The sequence below is a fragment of the Thalassospira sp. A40-3 genome, assembly GCF_015871485.1.
Classification (GTDB): Bacteria; Pseudomonadota; Alphaproteobacteria; order Rhodospirillales; family Thalassospiraceae; genus Thalassospira; species Thalassospira tepidiphila.
Window position 1 is genome coordinate 654853 of sequence record NZ_CP065428.1, and the last position, 21130, is coordinate 675982.

A 21130-nucleotide genomic window follows, 5' to 3' on the forward strand; every position below is an offset into this window, starting at 1 on the left:
GATTTTCTTGCTTTGGCTGGTGCAATCCGGTATGCATACTATCTGATTGTATATATCCCCTACTTTGGGGTGGTAGATTTTTGTGAAGATCTGGAGCTCGCCTGCGTGATGAGACGTCGGTCTCGATTGAATATCGGTACATTGTCGCACTTGCGCACCGGCCGTTTCGCACTGTTGATCACAGCGTTGGTGATCAACCTGCTGACGCTTGCCCTGCCAATTACCCTTTTGCAAGTCTATGACCGTGTCCTGCCACACAGTTCCATCCCGACACTGACCCTTTTGATTTTCGGGGTGCTGGGGGCGCTTGTGCTTGAGGCGATCCTGCGTCTTGGCCGGGCTTATATCTCCTCGCTCTCGGCGGCGAAGTTTGAACATTACAGTTCCCAGCAGGCGGTCGGACATTTGCTGTCGGCAAGCTTGACCGACTATGGCAAAACCGCACCGGGTCTTCATCTGCAACGCCTTAACAGCCTGAATATGCTGCGCGACTTCTATTCCGGGCAGGCGATTGGTGCGGTGGTCGATCTGCCGTTCATTGTTTTGTTCCTGGCCCTGATTGCCGTGATTGGCGGTCAATTGGTGCTTGTGCCGCTGGGCATTCTTGCAGCCTTCCTTTTGACGGCGATGTTTCTGGGCCGCCAGTTGCGTGGCGCACTTGATGATCGCAGTCAGTCGGATGAACGTCGCTATAACTTCATCATCGAAACCCTGACGGGCATTCACACCATCAAATCGATGGCGATGGAAAACCTGATGATCCGCCGTCATGACCAGCTCCAGGCACAATGTTCGGGTGATGACCTGCGGGCCGCGCGCTCGGCCCACACAGCGGTCAATGCCAGCGCGACCTTTTCGATGCTGACCATGGTACTGGTGGCAGCCGTCGGCAGTGTTTTTGTAATTAACGGGACGTTGACAGTGGGTGGGCTTGCAGCCTGCACGATGTTGTCGGGCCGTTCGATCCATCCGCTTCAGCGGGCCATGACCCTGTGGACGCAGTTCCAGAACATTCGCGTTGCGCGCCAGCGGGTCAACGAGCTTTTTGAAATCGAAGAAGAAGACCAGCTTGGGGCGGCGGAAATGCCGTTGCTTGATGGCAAGATCGAATTGCGCAATGTCGCGTTTTCCCATGCGGATGGCAAAAAGATCTTCGAAAACCTTGATCTGTTGGTGGAGCCGGGCGATTCCATCGCCATTACCGGCGACAACGGTACTGGCAAAACCACACTTTTGTGGCTTCTGATGGGGGCCTTGCGCCCGGATCGGGGGGAAGTGCTTTTGGATGGCAAGGACCCGGCCGATTACACCGCCGAATCCACCCGTCGTCAGATCGCCTATCTGCCGCAGCATGGCGTGATGTTCAAAGGCACGATCCTTGAAAACATCACCGGGTTTCGCAAGGAAATCGGTGTCGACCGCGTGATCGAGATTGCGCGGCGTCTGGGACTTGATGACATCGTCATGCGCATGCCCGAAGGCTATGACACCGAAGTTGGTGGTCAGGCGTCCGAAACCCTGCCGCGTGGTGTAAAACAGCGCATCGCGGTTGCCCGTGCCCTGATTGATTACCCCCGCATTGTCCTGTTTGACGAAGCCAACAGTTCGCTTGATATGGCGGGTGACAACATCATGACCAGCCTGATGGTGGAACTTAAAAAGCATTGCACGCTGGTGATGGTGTCACATCGCCCATCCCTGATTGCCATGGCCAACAAGCAATACCGTCTGATCGACAAGCATCTTGTGCCTGTTTTGCGTCGCACCAATAAAACTGCCGATCCGGCCAAAAACACCGGCGCCCGGGCCGCAGCGGGGTCGAAGGCATGATGAAAAAGCTCGAAAACATGGACTATGCGATGAACTATCGGATGGGGCTGGAAAGCACCGATGCGCTGTCCGATTTCGACGCATGTGTCTGGCCGCTGCTTCAGGCGCTGGGCTGGCGCGGATTGCCCCGTCAGGTCGCAGAGGCGCTGCCACATATGGATCAGGCGCTTGATCTGACTGATTTCCGCAATGTCATGGCGCATCTGAACTATCAGTCGCGCGAAATCGACGCGACGCTTGACCTGATCGACGAACGCCTGATGCCGTGCCTGTTTGTCCCGGACGAGGGAACGGCCCTTGTCGTGATCCGGCCTGAAGAAAATGGTGTGCGCGTCTTTGACGGTGGCACGGATCGGGAAATGGTCATCAGGCTGTCGGCCCTTCCGGGCAAGATTTATCAGTTTTCGGCGGCGGATCGCCGTGAACGTTATCTGGAAGATGACAAGCGCGGCTGGTTTGGGGGGATTGCCGACCGGTTTTCGGGGCTGCTTCATCAGTTGCTGGCGATGACGTTTGTTTTGAACATCCTGGCGCTGGCAACCCCGATTTTCGTCATGGGCATCTATGACCGGGTCATCGGCACGCGGTCGATCCCGATGTTGATCCAGTTTTCCATCGGGATTGGTATCGTCCTCATCCTGAGCTGGGTTTTGCGCACACTTCGCAGTCAGATCATCAGCCACTTTGGTGCACGCCTCGATACGCTTGTCAGTGGTGCCATTTTCGAACGGTTGTTGTCCTTGCCGCCGGCCTTTACCGAACGTGCGCCGGTGGGTGTGCAGATCTCGCGTATTCGCGATTTTGAAAGCGTGCGTGAATTCTTTACCGGACCGATGGCCCTGGTGATCATGGAAATGCCGTTTGTGCCGCTGTTCCTGATTGTCATGTTCTATCTTGGCGGCTGGCTGGCATTGATTCCGATTGCATTGATCGGTGTGTTCGCACTGATCGGCATCGTTGCCTTTCCGATTGTCGCGCGCCGTGTTTCCGAACTTGGTCGTCATGGCGCAAACCGTCAGGAATTCCTGGTCGAGACCGTCGGCAAGATGTCGGCACTGAAATACACCGCATCCGAGCAACGCTGGTTGGCACGCTTTCGCGATATTTCCGCTGATACGGCCTATTCCGGCTATCGGGTTGCGATGGTCAATAACGTCATCAATACATTGGCCCAGGTTCTGATGATCACGTCCGGGGCGCTTGTACTGGCCTTTGGCGCGCAGCGGGTGATGGAAGCCCAAATGAGTGTCGGTGCGCTGGTGGCATCGATGATGCTGGCCTGGCGGGTTCTTGGCCCGATCAATCAGGCGTTTCTCGGCATGCCGCGACTGGCGCAGTTGCGCGGCAGTGTGCGTCAGATCAACCGCCTGATGACCATTGCGCCCGAAGGGGACCTTGTCCCGCGTTCGGTCGAGCAGCATCGCTTTGACGGGGCGGTGACATTTTCACGTGTCAGTTTCCGTTACAGTGCGGATTCCGATCCGGCCCTGGTCGGGGTTAATTTCGATATCAAGCCGGGCCAGGTGGTTGCCGTGGTCGGTGCGAACGGGGCAGGGAAATCATCGCTGATCAAACTGATTGCCGGGATGTATCAGCCGCAGGCGGGGGCTGTGTTGATTGATGGTGCGGATATCCGCCAGATGGACCCGCAAACCTTGCGTCAGGCCATTTCCTATGTGCCGCAGGATATCGAGTTTTTCCGGGGGTCGATTGCGCAAAACCTGCGTCTGGCCAATCCGGTCGCAACCGATGACGATCTGCGCATGGCCTGTATGTCAGCAGGGATCCTTGATGACGTCGAAGCCCTTCCCAACGGGTTCAAGACCCGTGTTGGTGATCAGCATTCGTCGCGCTTCTCGGCCAGTTTCCTGCAACGACTTGCGCTGGCGCGTGCGTTTGTGCGCGAAGCGCCGATCATTTTGTTTGATGAACCGACCAATGGTCTCGACCAGCGGGCCGACCGTGCCTTCCAAAGCACGATCAATCGTCTGCGTGGCGGTTCGACCATTTTCCTGATTACCCATCGACCAAGTCATCTGGATTTGGCGGACCGCATTCTTGTGCTTGAAGGCGGACAGTTGCGCGGCGACGGGCCGCCCGAACGGATCAAGCAGCAAGTGATAGACGGAGGCTACCTATGAGTGAAGCAGCAGTTCAGGATACTGCGATCCAGCGGTTCCGGCGATCCCGGCGCATGGCGCGGTATTTGTCGCATGCGGTCCTGCTTGAAGAAGGCGGGATTTCCGTCTTTGTGCGTTCTGCGATGGTGATGCTTTCGGTTGGCTTCCTTGCCTTGATCGCATGGTCTGCGACCACCGAAATCAAGGAAACCGCGATCACATTCGGGCAGGTCATGCCAACAAGTGCGGTCAACAAGATCCAGCATCTTGAAGGCGGCATCATTGAACAGATCATGGTGCGCGACGGTGACCTTGTGGAACAAGGACAGGTTCTGATCCGTCTCAAGGCCGACGGGGCGCAGGCGGAACTTTCCCAGACCGAAACACGTCTTGGCAACTTGCAGCTTGAAGCAGAACGTTACCGCGCCTTGGCCGAGGGCCGCGAACCGGATTTCACCACCCTGATGGTGCAATACCCGGAACTCGCGCAGAATCAGGATGAGATTTATCGCATCCAGACCGAGCTTGATGCCAACCAAAGCGAAATCCTTGAGGTCCAGATCAAGGAACGCAATGCCGAACTGGCCCAACTGAGCGAGCAGGAAGCAACCCTTCGCAAATCGGTTGATCTGCTGAGCCAGGAAGTCACCATGCGCCGTTCGCTCTATGAGCAGGGGCTTAATTCCAAGGTGCTGTTCCTCAATATCCAGCGCGAACTGAACGAGGCCCAAGGCAACCTTTCGGGCGTGATTGCCGAAAAGGCGCGGGCGCGCGAAACCATCGCCGAGGCCAACTTGCGCCTGAACGAGCTTGAAAAAACGCAACGCGAAGAGGCCATTACCGAACTTGGCCGACTGGGAGGCGAAATCGCCCAGGCCCGCGAAGCGCTGCGCAAATTGCGGGACCGCGTCGACCGCCTTGAAATCATTGCGCCCACGCGGGGCTATATCAAAGGCCTGCAATTCACCACGATTGGCGGGGTGATTGCGCCTGCGCAGGTGGTGATGGAGCTGGTGCCGGTCGATGATGTTTTGATCGCCGAAACCCGCATTTCGACCGAGGATATCGGCCATGTTCACCTTGGGCAGCCGGTGACGGTCAAGGTCAGTGCGTTTGACTTCATCCGCTATGGCGGGATCAACGGTGAATTGGTATCGATATCGGCCTCTACTTTTGTTGATGAGGATGGACGTCCGTATTATAAGGGTAAAGTTGCGCTGGAAGCCGATGCAGTTGGCGAAGGTGCTTCAGCTCAGAAGATCATACCCGGGATGACGGTTCAGGCCGATATCCAGACCGGGGAGCGTACCCTTCTTCAATATCTGTTGAAGCCGGTCTATGTTTCGCTTGATCAAGCGTTTAGCGAACGCTGAGCAATTTTGGTCCCGCTGGAAATGATCTCATTTCTACTGCCTGGCCGTACATTTCACTGGTTAACGCCAGTGTTTCTATACTAATGTATAGAAGTGTAGGTTGGGGCTATCCCGTCCTGCACTTTACGGAGAATGGGTTAGATGGCGGACGACGCGCGCGATACTGAAAATTCCCGCTCTGACGATGGTCGGAGTGATCTTGACCAGCAGGCCTCGACAGAGGATCTGGAGCGTTCGCTTGGTCAGGATGGCGAAAGTGATGAACTGGTCGAATTGCATCACGACCAGGACAGTTCCGCGCGTCCGCAGGAACAGGAACTGGGATCGGTTCATTACGGTACCCAGATACGAAATCCGGAAGGCGAAGAACAACAGGCTTTCCAGCGCCAGAATGCCGCTGCCCAGCGCCAGGAACGTGCGCAGGCCAGAGAGGCCACCGAACAACAGACCATTTCCCTGAACGAAGCGGCCGAGATCGAAAACAATCTCGATACCGGGGCAGACACATTCCAAAGCAACCCTGGATCGGACGGGGCCGATGACCTGTCCCTGCAATCGGAACCGAGCACGGTTGATTTACCGGAAATTCCGCTTGCGACCAATGATACCAACGCGCTGCGCGGTGAGCGCGATGAACCTGGCCCGGGTACGGACGAAGGTCTTCGACCCGATTTCATTCCCCCCGTTGAACAGGCAGCAGCGCCAGAAGCCGTGGTTGCCGACGACGAGCTTGAAGAAGACGACGAGCTTCTTCTTGAGGATGAACTTGATACCGAGGACGAGCTCGAGGTTGAAGACCCCAAGGTCGCGGATGCGCCGTCTCTGAGTGCGGATGATGTTACCGGTGCCGAAGACAGTGCCATTGCCCTTGATCTGTCGGCATCGCCTAATGATCTTGATGGCGGCAGTGAAACGCTCACCATCACGATTTCCGGGTTGCCTGACGGGGCTGTTCTTTCGGCTGGTACCGATAATGGCGATGGTACCTGGACCCTCACGCCGGGACAGCTGAGCGGTTTGACCCTGACGCCGCCCGATAATTTCAGCGGATCGATTGATCTCGACATATCGGCAACCAGTCGCGAAGCCAATGGCAGTGTTGCGACAACAAACGCCAGCTTTACCGTTGAGGTCACCGGTGTTGCAGACGGTGCAACGCTTGATGTTTCCGATGCCAGTGGCGCGGAAGACAGCGCGATCGCGCTTGATATCGATACCGAACTTTTGGATGGCAGTGAAAACCTCGCGATCACCATTGAAGGTGTTCCGGATGGTGCGACGCTCTCTGCCGGGACGGATAATGGGGATGGCACCTGGACGCTGAGTGCGGATCAGCTCGAGGGCCTGACGCTGACGCCTGCGGAAAACTTCAGCGGCGAAATCGATCTTTCGGTTCTGGTGTCGACCACCGATGGTGATGATACCGCCGTCGTGATGCAAAACCTCACTGTTGACGTCGAAGGCGTAGCCGATACACCGACGCTGGATATCAGCGATGCTGCAGGCAACGAAGATGGTGCGATTGCGCTTAATATTGATGCGGGCCTGACCGACAATTCCGAAACCCTGACGGTCACGATATCTGGCGTCCCGGATGGTGCAACCTTGTCGTCTGGTACCGATAATGGCGACGGCACGTGGACGCTGAGCTCTGAGCAGCTTTCAGGTCTGACCATCTCGCCACCAGAAGACTTCAGCGGTTCGTTTGATCTGGGGGTGACAGCGACGTCCGCTGATGGCTCCGGTTTAGCCACGACCACTGGCAGCATTACAGTTGATGTCGCTGGTGTTGCCGATGCGCCGACGCTGGACGTCAGCAATGCTGCTGGCAACGAAGATTCTGCGATTGCGCTTGATATCGATGCTGGCCTTACGGATTCCAGTGAAACCCTGACAATTACGATCTCCGGTGTTCCGGAAGGTGCTGCCTTGTCGGCCGGCACTGATAATGGTGACGGGACTTGGACGTTGAATTCGGATCAGCTGGCAGGTCTCACAATCACACCGCCCGAAGATTTCAGCGGCTCGTTCGATCTTGGTGTAACGGCGACTTCGGCAGATGGATCGGATGTTGCAACAACGACCAGCTCAATCACCGTTGACGTCGCTGGGGTCGCTGATGCACCGACGCTCGATCTCTCCGATGCAAGCGGCATTGAGGACAGTGCCATTGCGCTGAACATCGACGCCGGGCTGACGGATGCCAACGAGACCATGACAGTTACCATCTCCGGCGTTCCGGACGGTGCAACCTTGTCGGCAGGTAATGATAATGGTGACGGCACTTGGTCGTTGAGCTCTGCGCAACTTGAAGCGCTTACAATCACGCCGCCCGATGATTTCAGTGGTTCGTTCGAACTTGGGGTTACTGCAACCTCGGCTGACGGTTCGGATGTTGCAACCACCACCGACAGCATCACAGTTGATGTGACGGGTGTCGCCGATGCACCGATACTGGATGTGTCGGATGCATCTGGTAACGAAGACAATGCCATTGCACTGAATATCGACGCAGGTTTGACGGACAGTTCCGAAACCCTGACGGTCACAATCTCTGGTGTTCCGGATGGCGCCACACTGTCGGCTGGTGCGAACAACGGTGACGGCACCTGGACGTTAGGATCTGAGCAGCTTGCAGGTTTGACCATTACCCCACCTGAGAACTTTAGTGGGTCGTTTGATCTTGGGGTGACGGCAACTTCTGCGGATGGCGAAGACGTTGCGACCGCGACCGGTTCTATTACGGTTGACGTGACTGGTGTTGCCGATGCACCGACGCTGGATGTCAGCAATGCTGCGGGCAACGAAGATTCGGCTATCGCACTCGATTTTGATGCGGGTTTGACGGATAGCTCTGAAGCTCTGGCCATAACCATTAGTGGTGTTCCCGATGGCGCAACCCTGTCAGCTGGTACGAACAATGGCGATGGCACATGGTCGCTGGAGCCGGGCCAGCTTGAAGGTCTGACGATCACGCCGCCTGAGAACTTTAGTGGGTCGTTTGATCTTGGGGTTACTGCAACCTCGGCTGACGGTTCGGATGTTGCGACCACCACCGACAGCATCACAGTTGATGTAACGGGTGTCGCCGATGCGCCGACACTTGATGTCGCAAATGCAAGCGGTTCTGAAGATAGTGTGATCGCACTCGATATTGATGCTGGCCTGACGGATTCCAGTGAAACCCTGACGATTACGATCTCCGGTGTTCCGGAAGGCGCTTTCTTGTCGGCCGGCACTGATAATGGTGACGACACTTGGTCGGTGAATTCTGATCAGCTGGCAGGCCTCACAATCACACCGCCCGATGATTTCAGCGGCTCGTTTGACCTTGGCGTGACGGCAACGTCGGCTGACGGCGAAGATGTTGCGACGACGACGAGTTCGATCTCCGTTGATGTCGCTGGTGTTGCAGATGCACCGAATCTAGATCTCTCAAACGCAAGCGGCAACGAAGACAGCGCCATCGCGCTCGAAATTGATGCAGGCCTGACTGACAGTTCTGAAACGCTCACGGTCACGATCTCTGGCGTTCCAGGCGGTGCAACCTTGTCGGCAGGTACCGACAACGGTGACGGCACATGGTCGTTGAGCTCTGATCAGCTTTCAGGTCTGACCATCACGCCACCAGAAGACTTCAGCGGTTCGTTTGACCTTGGCGTGACGGCAACGTCGGCTGACGGTTCGGATGTTGCAACAACGACCGGCAGCATCACCGTTGATGTAGCGGGCGTAGCGGATGCGCCGACATTGGATGTATCGGATGCATCGGGTTACGAAGATCGGCCCATTGCGCTTGATATCGATGCAGGCCTTACGGACTCGAGTGAAATTCTGTCTGTGACAATCTCTGGCGTTCCAGACGGAGCAACCCTGACCGCTGGTACGAATAACGGTGATGGCTCCTGGACGCTAAACCCGGATCAACTTGATGGCCTGAGAGTTCGGGCACCGCAAAACTATAGCGGCTCGTTTGATCTTGAGGTAACGGCGCAATCTGCCGACGGATCTGATATCGCCAGCAGCAGTGAGACCATTACTGTTGATGTCGAAGGAGTTGCAGACCGACCGACGCTTGACGTTTCTGACGCGCAAGGGCTTGAAGATACTGCTATTGCCCTTGATATTGATGCCGCGCTGACGGATCCCAGTGAGGTGCTGAGTGTCATCGTCAGTGGTGTGCCCGATGGTGCGGAATTGTCGGCTGGCACAGACAATGGTGATGGTACCTGGACACTTGATGCCGATGACCTGTCCGGATTGACGATCACACCACCGGAAAACTACAGCGGTTCGTTTGATCTTAAGGTGGTTGCGCAATCAAGAGACGGAGATTCTGTCGCCTCTACCGCCGATCCGATCCGTCTGACGCGTGGTTCCAGTGGTGGCAATAGCACAATTACCGTCGAGGTTACCGGTGTCGCAGATGCGCCTACACTGGATGTGTCGGATGCATCTGGTAACGAAGATGGCGCGATTGTACTCAGCGTAGATGCGGGCCTCACTGACAGCTCGGAAACGCTGACCGTGACCATTTCCGGAGTCCCGGATGGCGCAAGTTTGTCTGCGGGCACGGACAATGGTGACGGTACGTGGACGCTGAGTTCCGATCAGCTTGAAGGTTTGACGATCACGCCTGCTGAAGACTTCAGCGGGTCGTTTGATCTGGGCGTGACGGCGACGTCTGCTGATGGCTCAGATGTTGCAACCGCAACTGACAGCATAACTGTAGATGTGACTGGTGTTGCCGATGCCCCGACGCTCGACTTCAGTGATGCTTCAGGTAACGAAGACAGTGCCATTGCGCTCGATATTGATGCAGGGCTTACCGACAGTTCGGAAACCCTCACAGTCACGATAAGTGGTGTGCCTGAGGGCGCGACTCTGTCTGCCGGTACAGATAATGGTGACGGCACCTGGACACTGAGCTCTGATCAGCTTGAAGGTTTGACGATCACGCCGGCTGAGGACTTTAGCGGTTCATTTGATCTTGGTGTGACGGCAACCTCCGCCGATGGATCTGATGTTGCCACCTCAACCGGTTCGATCACGGTTGATGTTGATGGCGTTGCTGATGCGCCAACGCTGGATGTGTCGGATGCTTCGGGTAACGAAGATAGCGCGATTGCGCTCGACATTGATGCAGGCCTGACTGACAGCTCCGAGACACTCACAGTCACAATCAGTGGCGTTCCGAACGGCGGGACCTTGTCGGCTGGTACCGACAACGGTGACGGCACATGGACGTTGAGTTCTGATCAGCTTTCAGGTCTGACCATCACGCCGCCAGAAGACTTCAGCGGTTCGTTTGACCTTGGCGTAACGGCGACCTCGGCAGATGGATCGGATGTTGCCACGACGACTGGCAGCATCACGGTTGATGTTGCGGGCGTTGCAGATGCACCGACGCTGGGTTTGTCTGATGCTTCCGGCAACGAAGACAGCGCCATTGCGCTGGACATCGATGCTGGGCTTACCGATAGCTCAGAAACGCTCACGGTAACGATCTCAGGCGTTCCGGGCGGTGCAACCTTGTCGGCAGGTACCGATAATGGCGACGGTACTTGGACGCTGAGTTCTGATCAGCTTTCAGGTCTGACCATTACGCCCCCAGAGGACTTTAGTGGTTCGTTTGACCTTGGCGTGACGGCGACCTCTGCGGATGGCGAAGACGTCGCGACCACGACTGGTTCGATCACAGTTGACGTGAGCGGCGTTGCAGATGCACCGACGTTGGAGGTCAGGAATGCTGCTGGCAACGAAGATTCGGCGATAGCACTCAATCTTGATGCAGGTCTTACGGACAGTTCTGAAACGCTGACGGTTACGATCTCGGGCGTTCCAAACGGCGGGACCTTGTCAGCTGGTACCGACAACGGTGATGGCACATGGACGCTAAGCTCCGAGCAGCTTGCAGGTTTGACGATCGCGCCACCAGAGGACTTCAGTGGGTCGTTTGACCTTGGCGTGACGGCGACCTCTGCGGATGGCGAAGACGTTGCGACCACGACCGGTTCGATCACGGTTGACGTCACTGGTGTTGCAGATGATCCGACCTTGGATGTTTCCGACGCCAGCGGCAATGAAGACAGCGCCATTGCCTTGAACATTGACGCTGGTTTGGCGGATTCGAGTGAGACGCTGACCATAACGATTAGCGGTGTGCCAGAAGGTGCGACGCTGTCGGCTGGCACAGACAATGGTGATGGCACCTGGACTCTGAGCAGTGATCAACTCGAAGGTCTCAGTGTTACGCCACCGTCTGATTTCAGTGGCAGTTTTGATCTCGAAATTACCGCCAGCACGCAGGACGGAATTGATATCGCATCGGTTACCGACACCGTCATGGTTGACGTTGCCGGTGTCGCCGATACGCCAACACTTGATGTCGCAAATGCAAGCGGTTCTGAGGATAGTGCGATCGCACTCGATATCGATGCTGGCCTTATGGATTCAAGTGAATCACTGACCGTGACCATCAGTGGTGTCCCAGAAGGTTCCGCCTTGTCGGCTGGAACCGATAATGGTGACGGCACATGGACGTTGAATTCTGAGCAGCTTGCAGGTTTGACCATCACGCCGCCTGAGAACTTCAGTGGGTCGTTTGATCTCGGGGTGGCGGCAACTTCTGCGGATGGCGAGGACGTCGCGACCACCACCGGTTCGATTACGGTTGATGTGAGCGGCGTTGCGGATGCGCCGACGTTGGACGTCAGCAATGCATCTGGTAACGAAGATTCGGCGATCGCGCTCAATCTTGATGCAGGTCTTACGGACAGTTCTGAAACCCTGACGGTGACGATCTCCGGCGTTCCAGACGGCGCGACCTTGTCGGCCGGTAATGATAATGGTGACGGCACCTGGACGCTAAGCTCAGAGCAGCTTAATGGTTTGGCGATCACCCCGCCCGAGAACTTCAGCGGTTCGTTTGATCTTGGTGTGACGGCGACCTCTACCGATGGCGAAGACGTCGCGACTACGACCGGTTCTATTACGGTTGACGTGACTGGTGTTGCGGATGCACCGGCTCTGGATGTCTCAAACGCAAGCGGGAATGAAGACAGCGCCATCGCGCTTGAAATTGATGCGGGCCTGACTGACAGCTCCGAGACACTCACAGTTACAATTAGTGGCGTTCCGAACGGCGGGACCTTGTCGGCTGGTACCGACAACGGTGACGGCACATGGACGTTGAGTTCTGATCAGCTTTCAGGTCTGACCATCACGCCGCCAGAAGACTTCAGCGGTTCGTTTGACCTTGGCGTAACGGCGACCTCGGCAGATGGATCGGATGTTGCCACGACGACTGGCAGCATCACGGTTGATGTTGCGGGCGTTGCAGATGCACCGACGCTGGGTTTGTCTGATGCTTCCGGCAACGAAGACAGCGCCATTGCGCTGGACATCGATGCTGGGCTTACCGATAGCTCAGAAACGCTCACGGTAACGATCTCAGGCGTTCCGGGCGGTGCAACCTTGTCGGCAGGTACCGATAATGGCGACGGTACTTGGACGCTGAGTTCTGATCAGCTTTCAGGTCTGACCATTACGCCCCCAGAGGACTTTAGTGGTTCGTTTGACCTTGGCGTGACGGCGACCTCTGCGGATGGCGAAGACGTCGCGACCACGACTGGTTCGATCACAGTTGACGTGAGCGGCGTTGCAGATGCACCGACGTTGGAGGTCAGGAATGCTGCTGGCAACGAAGATTCGGCGATAGCACTCAATCTTGATGCAGGTCTTACGGACAGTTCTGAAACGCTGACGGTTACGATCTCGGGCGTTCCAAACGGCGGGACCTTGTCAGCTGGTACCGACAACGGTGATGGCACATGGACGCTAAGCTCCGAGCAGCTTGCAGGTTTGACGATCGCGCCACCAGAGGACTTCAGTGGGTCGTTTGACCTTGGCGTGACGGCGACCTCTGCGGATGGCGAAGACGTTGCGACCACGACCGGTTCGATCACGGTTGACGTCACTGGTGTTGCAGATGATCCGACCTTGGATGTTTCCGACGCCAGCGGCAATGAAGACAGCGCCATTGCCTTGAACATTGACGCTGGTTTGGCGGATTCGAGTGAGACGCTGACCATAACGATTAGCGGTGTGCCAGAAGGTGCGACGCTGTCGGCTGGCACAGACAATGGTGATGGCACCTGGACTCTGAGCAGTGATCAACTCGAAGGTCTCAGTGTTACGCCACCGTCTGATTTCAGTGGCAGTTTTGATCTCGAAATTACCGCCAGCACGCAGGACGGAATTGATATCGCATCGGTTACCGACACCGTCATGGTTGACGTTGCCGGTGTCGCCGATACGCCAACACTTGATGTCGCAAATGCAAGCGGTTCTGAGGATAGTGCGATCGCACTCGATATCGATGCTGGCCTTATGGATTCAAGTGAATCACTGACCGTGACCATCAGTGGTGTCCCAGAAGGTTCCGCCTTGTCGGCTGGAACCGATAATGGTGACGGCACATGGACGTTGAATTCTGAGCAGCTTGCAGGTTTGACCATCACGCCGCCTGAGAACTTCAGTGGGTCGTTTGATCTCGGGGTGGCGGCAACTTCTGCGGATGGCGAGGACGTCGCGACCACCACCGGTTCGATTACGGTTGATGTGAGCGGCGTTGCGGATGCGCCGACGTTGGACGTCAGCAATGCATCTGGTAACGAAGATTCGGCGATCGCGCTCAATCTTGATGCAGGTCTTACGGACAGTTCTGAAACCCTGACGGTGACGATCTCCGGCGTTCCAGACGGCGCGACCTTGTCGGCCGGTAATGATAATGGTGACGGCACCTGGACGCTAAGCTCAGAGCAGCTTAATGGTTTGGCGATCACCCCGCCCGAGAACTTCAGCGGTTCGTTTGATCTTGGTGTGACGGCGACCTCTACCGATGGCGAAGACGTCGCGACTACGACCGGTTCTATTACGGTTGACGTGACTGGTGTTGCGGATGCACCGGCTCTGGATGTCTCAAACGCAAGCGGGAATGAAGACAGCGCCATCGCGCTTGAAATTGATGCGGGCCTGACTGACAGCTCCGAGACACTCACAGTTACAATTAGTGGCGTTCCGAACGGCGGGACCTTGTCGGCTGGTACCGACAACGGTGACGGCACATGGACGTTGAGTTCTGATCAGCTTTCAGGTCTGACCATCACGCCGCCAGAAGACTTCAGCGGTTCGTTTGACCTTGGCGTAACGGCGACCTCGGCAGATGGATCGGATGTTGCCACGACGACTGGCAGCATCACGGTTGATGTTGCGGGCGTTGCAGATGCACCGACGCTGGGTTTGTCTGATGCTTCCGGCAACGAAGACAGCGCCATTGCGCTGGACATCGATGCTGGGCTTACCGATAGCTCAGAAACGCTCACGGTAACGATCTCAGGCGTTCCGGGCGGTGCAACCTTGTCGGCAGGTACCGATAATGGCGACGGTACTTGGACGCTGAGTTCTGATCAGCTTTCAGGTCTGACCATTACGCCCCCAGAGGACTTTAGTGGTTCGTTTGACCTTGGCGTGACGGCGACCTCTGCGGATGGCGAAGACGTCGCGACCACGACTGGTTCGATCACAGTTGACGTGAGCGGCGTTGCAGATGCACCGACGTTGGAGGTCAGGAATGCTGCTGGCAACGAAGATTCGGCGATAGCACTCAATCTTGATGCAGGTCTTACGGACAGTTCTGAAACGCTGACGGTTACGATCTCGGGCGTTCCAAACGGCGGGACCTTGTCAGCTGGTACCGACAACGGTGATGGCACATGGACGCTAAGCTCCGAGCAGCTTGCAGGTTTGACGATCGCGCCACCAGAGGACTTCAGTGGGTCGTTTGACCTTGGCGTGACGGCGACCTCTGCGGATGGCGAAGACGTTGCGACCACGACCGGTTCGATCACGGTTGATGTGACCGGCGTTGCGGATGCACCGACGTTGGACGTCAGCAATGCATCTGGTAACGAAGATTCTGCGATCGCACTCAATCTTGATGCAAGTCTTGCGGACAGTTCTGAAACGCTGACGGTGACGATCTCCGGCGTTCCGGAAGGTGCTGTGTTGTCGGTTGGTACGGATAACGGTGACGGCAGCTGGTCGTTGAGCTCTGAGCAGCTTGCAGGTTTGACGATCACGCCACCCGAGGACTTCAGCGGGTCCTTCGACCTTGGCGTGACGGCAACTTCTGCGGATGGCGAAGACGTTTCGACCACGACCGGTTCGATTACTGTTGATGTGACTGGTGTTGCCGATGCGCCGACGTTGGATGTCAGTAATACATCTGGCAGCGAAGATTCGGCGATCGCGCTCAATCTTGATGCGGGTCTGACGGACAGTTCTGAAACGCTGACGGTGACGATCTCCGGCGTTCCGGAGGGTGCTGCCTTGTCTGCCGGGACCAACAATGGCGACGGCACATGGACGTTGAACCCTGAGCAACTTGACGGTTTGACGGTGACCCCGGCTGAGGATTTCAGCGGGTCGTTCGATTTGAGTGTTACGGCGACTTCCGCCGACGGCGAGGATATTGCCAGTGCGAGTGACACGATCACGGTCGATGTTGCCGGGGTTGCCGATACGCCGATATTGGATGTGTCGGATGCATCGGGTTCGGAAGACAGTAATATTGCGCTTGATATCGAGGCCGGGCTTTCCGATGCGTCGGAAGTGCTGTCGGTGACAATTTCGGGTGTGCCTGAAGGTGCGCGCCTGTCTGCGGGTACCGATAACGGTGATGGGACCTGGAGTTTGGCAGCGGCAGACCTTGCAGGGCTGACATTGACACCGGCAGAGAATTATTCCGGCGCGTTTGATCTGGATGTCACTGTGACCTCGACCGATGGCGCAGATACCTCGACGATTAGCGATACCATTACAGTGGATGTTGGCGGTGTGGCGGATACGCCAAGCCTTGATGTGTCCGATATCTCTGGCAACGAAGACACGGACATCGCGCTTGCCATCGATGCAGGCCTGAGTGACAGCTCCGAAACCATGACGATTACGGTGTCCGGCGTGCCAGACGGGGCGAGCCTTTCGGCCGGTACCAACAATGCCGATGGCACCTGGACCCTGAGTGCTGGCGACCTTGAGGGGCTGACAATCACGCCGCCAGATGATTATTCCGGCGCGTTCGACCTTGAGGTCACGGTGACCTCGACCGATGGCAGCGATACCAGCAGTGTGAGTGATACGATCACGGTGAATGTCGCTGGCGTGGCGGATACCCCGACCCTTGAAGTCGAGGATGCCAGCGGCGATGAAGGAACCGCCGTTGCACTTGATATTGATGCGGCGGTCACAGATGCCAGTGAGACCTTGACGGTTACCGTCAGTGGCGTGCCAGACGGCGCGACCTTGTCAGCCGGTACCAACAATGGCGATGGCACCTGGACGCTGACATCGGCACAGCTGTCGGGCCTGACCATTTCGGCGGCCAGCGATTATGCAGGCACGTTTGAACTGACCGTTTCGGTTCAGTCACGCGATGGCGACGATACCGCAACCACCACAGCCATTCTTGAAGTGACCTTTGACCCCGTTCAGGACGGTGACGAAGTCATCTGGGACCCGAACGATGATGGCGTGATTGAAACCGGATCCGGTAACGATACGGTCGGCGGCAATGATGGGGATGACACCATCAGCACCAATGCCGGGAACGACACGATCTGGGCCGGCAATGGTGATGACGTGGTCTATGCCGGGGATGGCGATGACAGTGTTACCGGTGATGGTGGTAACGACACGATCTATGGTGGCGGAGGCAACGATACCCTGCACGGTGGCGAAGGCCGCAACACTATCGATGGCGGCACCGGGAATGACTATATTACCGGCGGCAGCGACCGTGACACGATCAGGTCCAGTGCCGGTGACAACATTGTTTATGCCAGCGAAGGCCAAAACTATATCGAAACCGGTGCGGGTAATGACAGTCTCTATGCCGGAAGTGGTGATGACACCATTCTGGGCGGTGATGGCGATAACTATGTCAGTGCGGGCGAAGGTCGGAACGACATCACGACCGGATCGGGGGATGACAGCATCCTGGCCGGCAGTGGCAACGACACCATCAGTGCCGGGGATGGCGACAACTATATAAATGTCGGCGAAGGCAAAAACACCATCGCATCCGGGATCGGTGATGACACCATCATGACCGGATCGGGCGACGATGTGATTGATGCCGGTGATGGCAATAACACCATTACCGCCGGCGAAGGCCGCAATACCATCGATACCGGCAGTGGGGATGACAGTATTACCACCGGCAGCGACAAGGACACCATTTCGGCTGGTGACGGTAACGACAGCATTGATGCCGGGAGTGGTCACAACACCGTCTGGGGCGGTGATGGTGATGACTCGATCCACGGCGCCTGGGGGGATGACACCTTCTATGGTGGCGATGGCAACGATATCCTCAATGCTGATGGCGGTGACAACGTGTTTGACGGTGGTGCCGGGGACGATACCCTGAGCGCCGGTTGGGGCGAAGACACGTTCACTGGTGGTGCTGGCAACGATACGCTTGATGGCGGCGGTGGTGACGACAGCCTTGATGGTGGTGACGGCAATGACCGCCTTCTTGGTGGTGCTGGCAGTGACATGCTGCTTGGTGGGACTGGCAACGACATCTTGCTGGGCGGTGAGGGGGATGACACCCTGATCGGCGGCATTGGCGATGACAGCCTTTATGGCGGGGGTGGATCGGATCTGTTCATCTTCAACATGGGCGATGGCAATGATCATGTGGATGGCGGTGCCAACGGATGGACCACCGACACCATTGAATTGCACGGGGCCGGTGGTGGCAATATCGACTCGAGCGACTGGACCCTTGTCCTTGATGAGGGCGAGATTACCAAAAGCAAGGGACACTCCCTTGAACTCAGCACCGATTCGTCGGGAACAATCGTGTTTTCTGACGGTTCCGAGTTGACATTCTCCAATGTCGAACGTATCGAGTGGTGACGAATTCGCATTTCGGATGCCGTCGGGACGAAATCCCGGCGGCATTGCCGGTTTTCTGGGGGTAAATGCCCTGTCACGAGTTGACAGCTCTGGTGTGAAGCCCTATACAGCGGACCTCGAATTTTATCGGATTACCTTATTTAGAACGGAGTAAGTGCAGTGAAGCGCACCTACCAGCCAAGCAAACTCGTACGGAAACGCCGCCACGGCTTCCGTTCCCGCAGCGCGACCGTCGGTGGCCGCCGTGTGCTGACCGCACGCCGCGCCAAGGGCCGCAAGCGTCTGTCGGCCTAATGTCGTGACCGTTTCGGTGGAACGCCTTAAAAAGCGGGCGGAGTTTCTCCGTGTTGCGGGCACCCGCCGGAAATGGGTTACACAGGGATTGATCCTGCAGGGCGCACCGCGGCCGGGGATCAAACCGGACACAGAATACGCCGGTGAAGACCGACTCGTACGAGTCGGGTTTACCGTCACCAAAAAGGTGGGAAAGGCCGTCGTCCGCAATCGCGTTCGGCGGCGTTTGCGTGCTGTGGCAGAGCAATTGATGAGCGAACACGCATTGCCCGGTTGGGACTATGTTGTGATCGGTCGTGCGCAGACCATTGATCGGCCGTTTGACAAGCTGATTGATGATATGCGTTTTGCCCTGCGTCGGGTTCCTGATGCCAAGCCGTCTGCGCCTGATGCGCGTCGTCCGAAAAAAGGACGCGCCAACAGCAAGTCAGCCGGTTCGACGAAGGCAGGAGGCCCGGGAAAATGACATTCATGCGTGCTCCCGGTTTTTTTGCCCGTCTTCTTCAAGTCGCAGTTCGCGGCTATCAGCTGTTTTTGTCGCCATATATCGGGTGGTCGTGCCGTTATCAGCCGACCTGTTCGGCTTTTATGCTCGAAGCATTGGCCCGTCATGGTGCATTAAAAGGCGGCTGGATGGGATTTAAACGGATAATGCGTTGCCATCCATGGGGTGGTCATGGTTATGATCCCGTGCCCGGATGTGGCTGTGAACAGAACAAAGCGTCGTCGGATGGTGAAAACCGGTCCCCGGCGCTTTCGTCATGTAAATAGAATATGCGGTCGGCACCTGCTGGCTGAAAAAAGCGGAAAGAGGCGATGAACGAACAACGTAACCTGTGGGTAGCAATTGCATCGGCAGTTGTGATTCTTATCGGGTGGCAATTCTTCTTTGCGCCCGAGCCTGGTCCTCAGGTTCGTGAAGCGCAGGTTCGCGAACAGCTTAATGCGGACGGAACCAACGCGCCGCAGGTATCCGGTCCGGCCGTACCGGGTGGTCAACCCACTGTTCCGGCTGTTAAGCGCGAAGACGCGCTGGCCAAATCGCCACGAATCAAGATTGATACCCCGCGCGTCGAAGGTTCGATTCGTCTTGTCGGTGGTGTGATCGACGACATTCAGCTTCAGGATTACCGCGAGACCGAAGAACCTGACAGCCCGCTGATCCACGTTCTGAACCCGACCGGCAGCAACGATGCCTATTTCGCAGAGTTCGGCTGGGTCGGTGCGAAAAGCGGTATGGCGCTGCCAAGCAGCGACACCCAGTGGACCGCTGATAAAGAATTGCTGACACCAGACAGCCCGGTCACCCTGACCTGGGACAACGGTGAAGGCCTGACCTTCAAACGTGAAATCGCGATTGACGAGAACTATCTGTTTACCGTCAACCAGTCGGTGGTCAACAATACCGGCGGCGATGTCGTTCTGTATCCCTATGGCCTGATTTCGCGCAAGAACAAGCCGCAGACTGCCGGGTTCTATATCCTGCATGAAGGTCCGCTTGGCGTGATCGACGGTACGCTCACCGAGATCGATTATGACGATCTGGCGGATGACGGTGCGATCGAACAGAAAACCACCGGTGGCTGGCTTGGCATTACCGACAAATATTGGCTGGTTGCACTGGCACCTTCCTCGGACGAGGAAATGACCACGCGCTTTAGCCATCATGTTGCGGAAAATGCTGACAAGTATCAGACCGACTACCTTGGTGCCCCGCGCACGATTGCGGCTGGTAGTGAAGGTGCTGCCGAGACGCGCCTGTTTGCCGGTGCCAAGGAAGTGACCCTGCTTGATACTTATGCCGAGGATTACGGGATCACCAACTTCGATCTCGCGATTGACTTTGGCTGGTTCTACTTCCTGACCAAGCCTTTCTTCCTGTTCCTGCAGTATCTCTATCATCTGGTTGGCAACTTTGGCGTTTCGATCCTGATCATCACGGTCATCATCAAGGCGATCATGTTCCCGCTGGCCAACAAGTCGTACAAATCGATGAGTGCGATGAAAAAGCTGCAGCCGCAAATCACCGAGATGCGCGAGAAGTTCAAGGACGACCGTCAGCGTCAGCAACAGGAAATGATGGCGCTTTACAAGCGTGAGAAGATCAACCCGGCTTCGGGCTGTCTGCCGATCATTGTGCAGATCCCGGTCTTCTTTGCGCTGTATAAGGTTCTGTTTGTCAGCATTGAGATGCGCCACGCGCCATTCTTTGGCTGGATTCAGGATTTGTCGGCGCCCGATCCGACCTCGCTGTTTAACCTGTTCGGTTTGATCCCATGGGATCCGCCGCAGATGCTGATGATTGGTGTCTGGCCGTTGATCATGGGTGTTACCATGTATCTGCAGCAGAAACTGAACCCGGCGCCGGCTGATCCGACCCAGGCGAAGATCATGATGTTCCTGCCGTTCATCTTTACCTTCATGCTGGCAAGCTTCCCGGCAGGTCTGGTGATTTACTGGGCGTGGAACAACCTGCTGTCCATCGCACAGCAGCGCTACATCATGTACAAGATGGGGATTTAATCCCCA

The 21130-nt window shown here is 56.6% G+C and carries 8 protein-coding genes; all 8 read left to right on the top strand.

Annotated features, from left to right (window positions below):
- Positions 1-108 precede the first annotated feature (108 nt).
- On the top strand, positions 109-1830 hold the full coding sequence (locus tag IT893_RS02960) for a peptidase domain-containing ABC transporter (RefSeq protein WP_197146770.1): 1722 nt from the start codon (positions 109-111) through the stop codon (positions 1828-1830).
- Positions 1827-3971, top strand: a complete 2145-nt coding sequence (locus IT893_RS02965; protein ID WP_197146771.1) for a peptidase domain-containing ABC transporter — start codon at positions 1827-1829, stop codon at positions 3969-3971. The genes IT893_RS02960 and IT893_RS02965 overlap by 4 nt, the downstream gene beginning before the upstream one ends.
- Entirely contained in the window at positions 3968-5323 is a 1356-nt protein-coding gene (locus IT893_RS02970; RefSeq protein ID WP_008890089.1) for an HlyD family type I secretion periplasmic adaptor subunit, read from the top strand. The genes IT893_RS02965 and IT893_RS02970 overlap by 4 nt, the downstream gene beginning before the upstream one ends.
- Positions 5324-5464: 141 nt before the next feature.
- Positions 5465-18307, top strand: coding sequence for an S-layer family protein (locus tag IT893_RS02975; RefSeq protein ID WP_197146772.1), 12843 nt, complete (start codon positions 5465-5467; stop codon positions 18305-18307).
- Positions 18308-18466: 159 nt separating this feature from the next.
- Positions 18467-18601, top strand: coding sequence for a 50S ribosomal protein L34 (gene rpmH, locus IT893_RS02980; protein WP_007091264.1), 135 nt, complete (start codon positions 18467-18469; stop codon positions 18599-18601).
- Between the two features lie 16 nt (positions 18602-18617).
- Positions 18618-19067, top strand: a complete 450-nt coding sequence (gene rnpA / locus IT893_RS02985) for a ribonuclease P protein component (RefSeq protein ID WP_231959723.1) — start codon at positions 18618-18620, stop codon at positions 19065-19067.
- 5 nt (positions 19068-19072) lie between these two features.
- Positions 19073-19372: a membrane protein insertion efficiency factor YidD gene (gene yidD, locus IT893_RS02990; protein ID WP_040824357.1), complete on the top strand. Its 300-nt coding sequence runs from the start codon at positions 19073-19075 to the stop codon at positions 19370-19372.
- Positions 19373-19417: 45 nt separating this feature from the next.
- A complete protein-coding gene (yidC, locus tag IT893_RS02995; RefSeq protein WP_063087289.1) occupies positions 19418-21124 on the top strand; it encodes a membrane protein insertase YidC in 1707 nt (568 codons plus the stop codon).
- Positions 21125-21130: the final 6 nt, after the last annotated feature.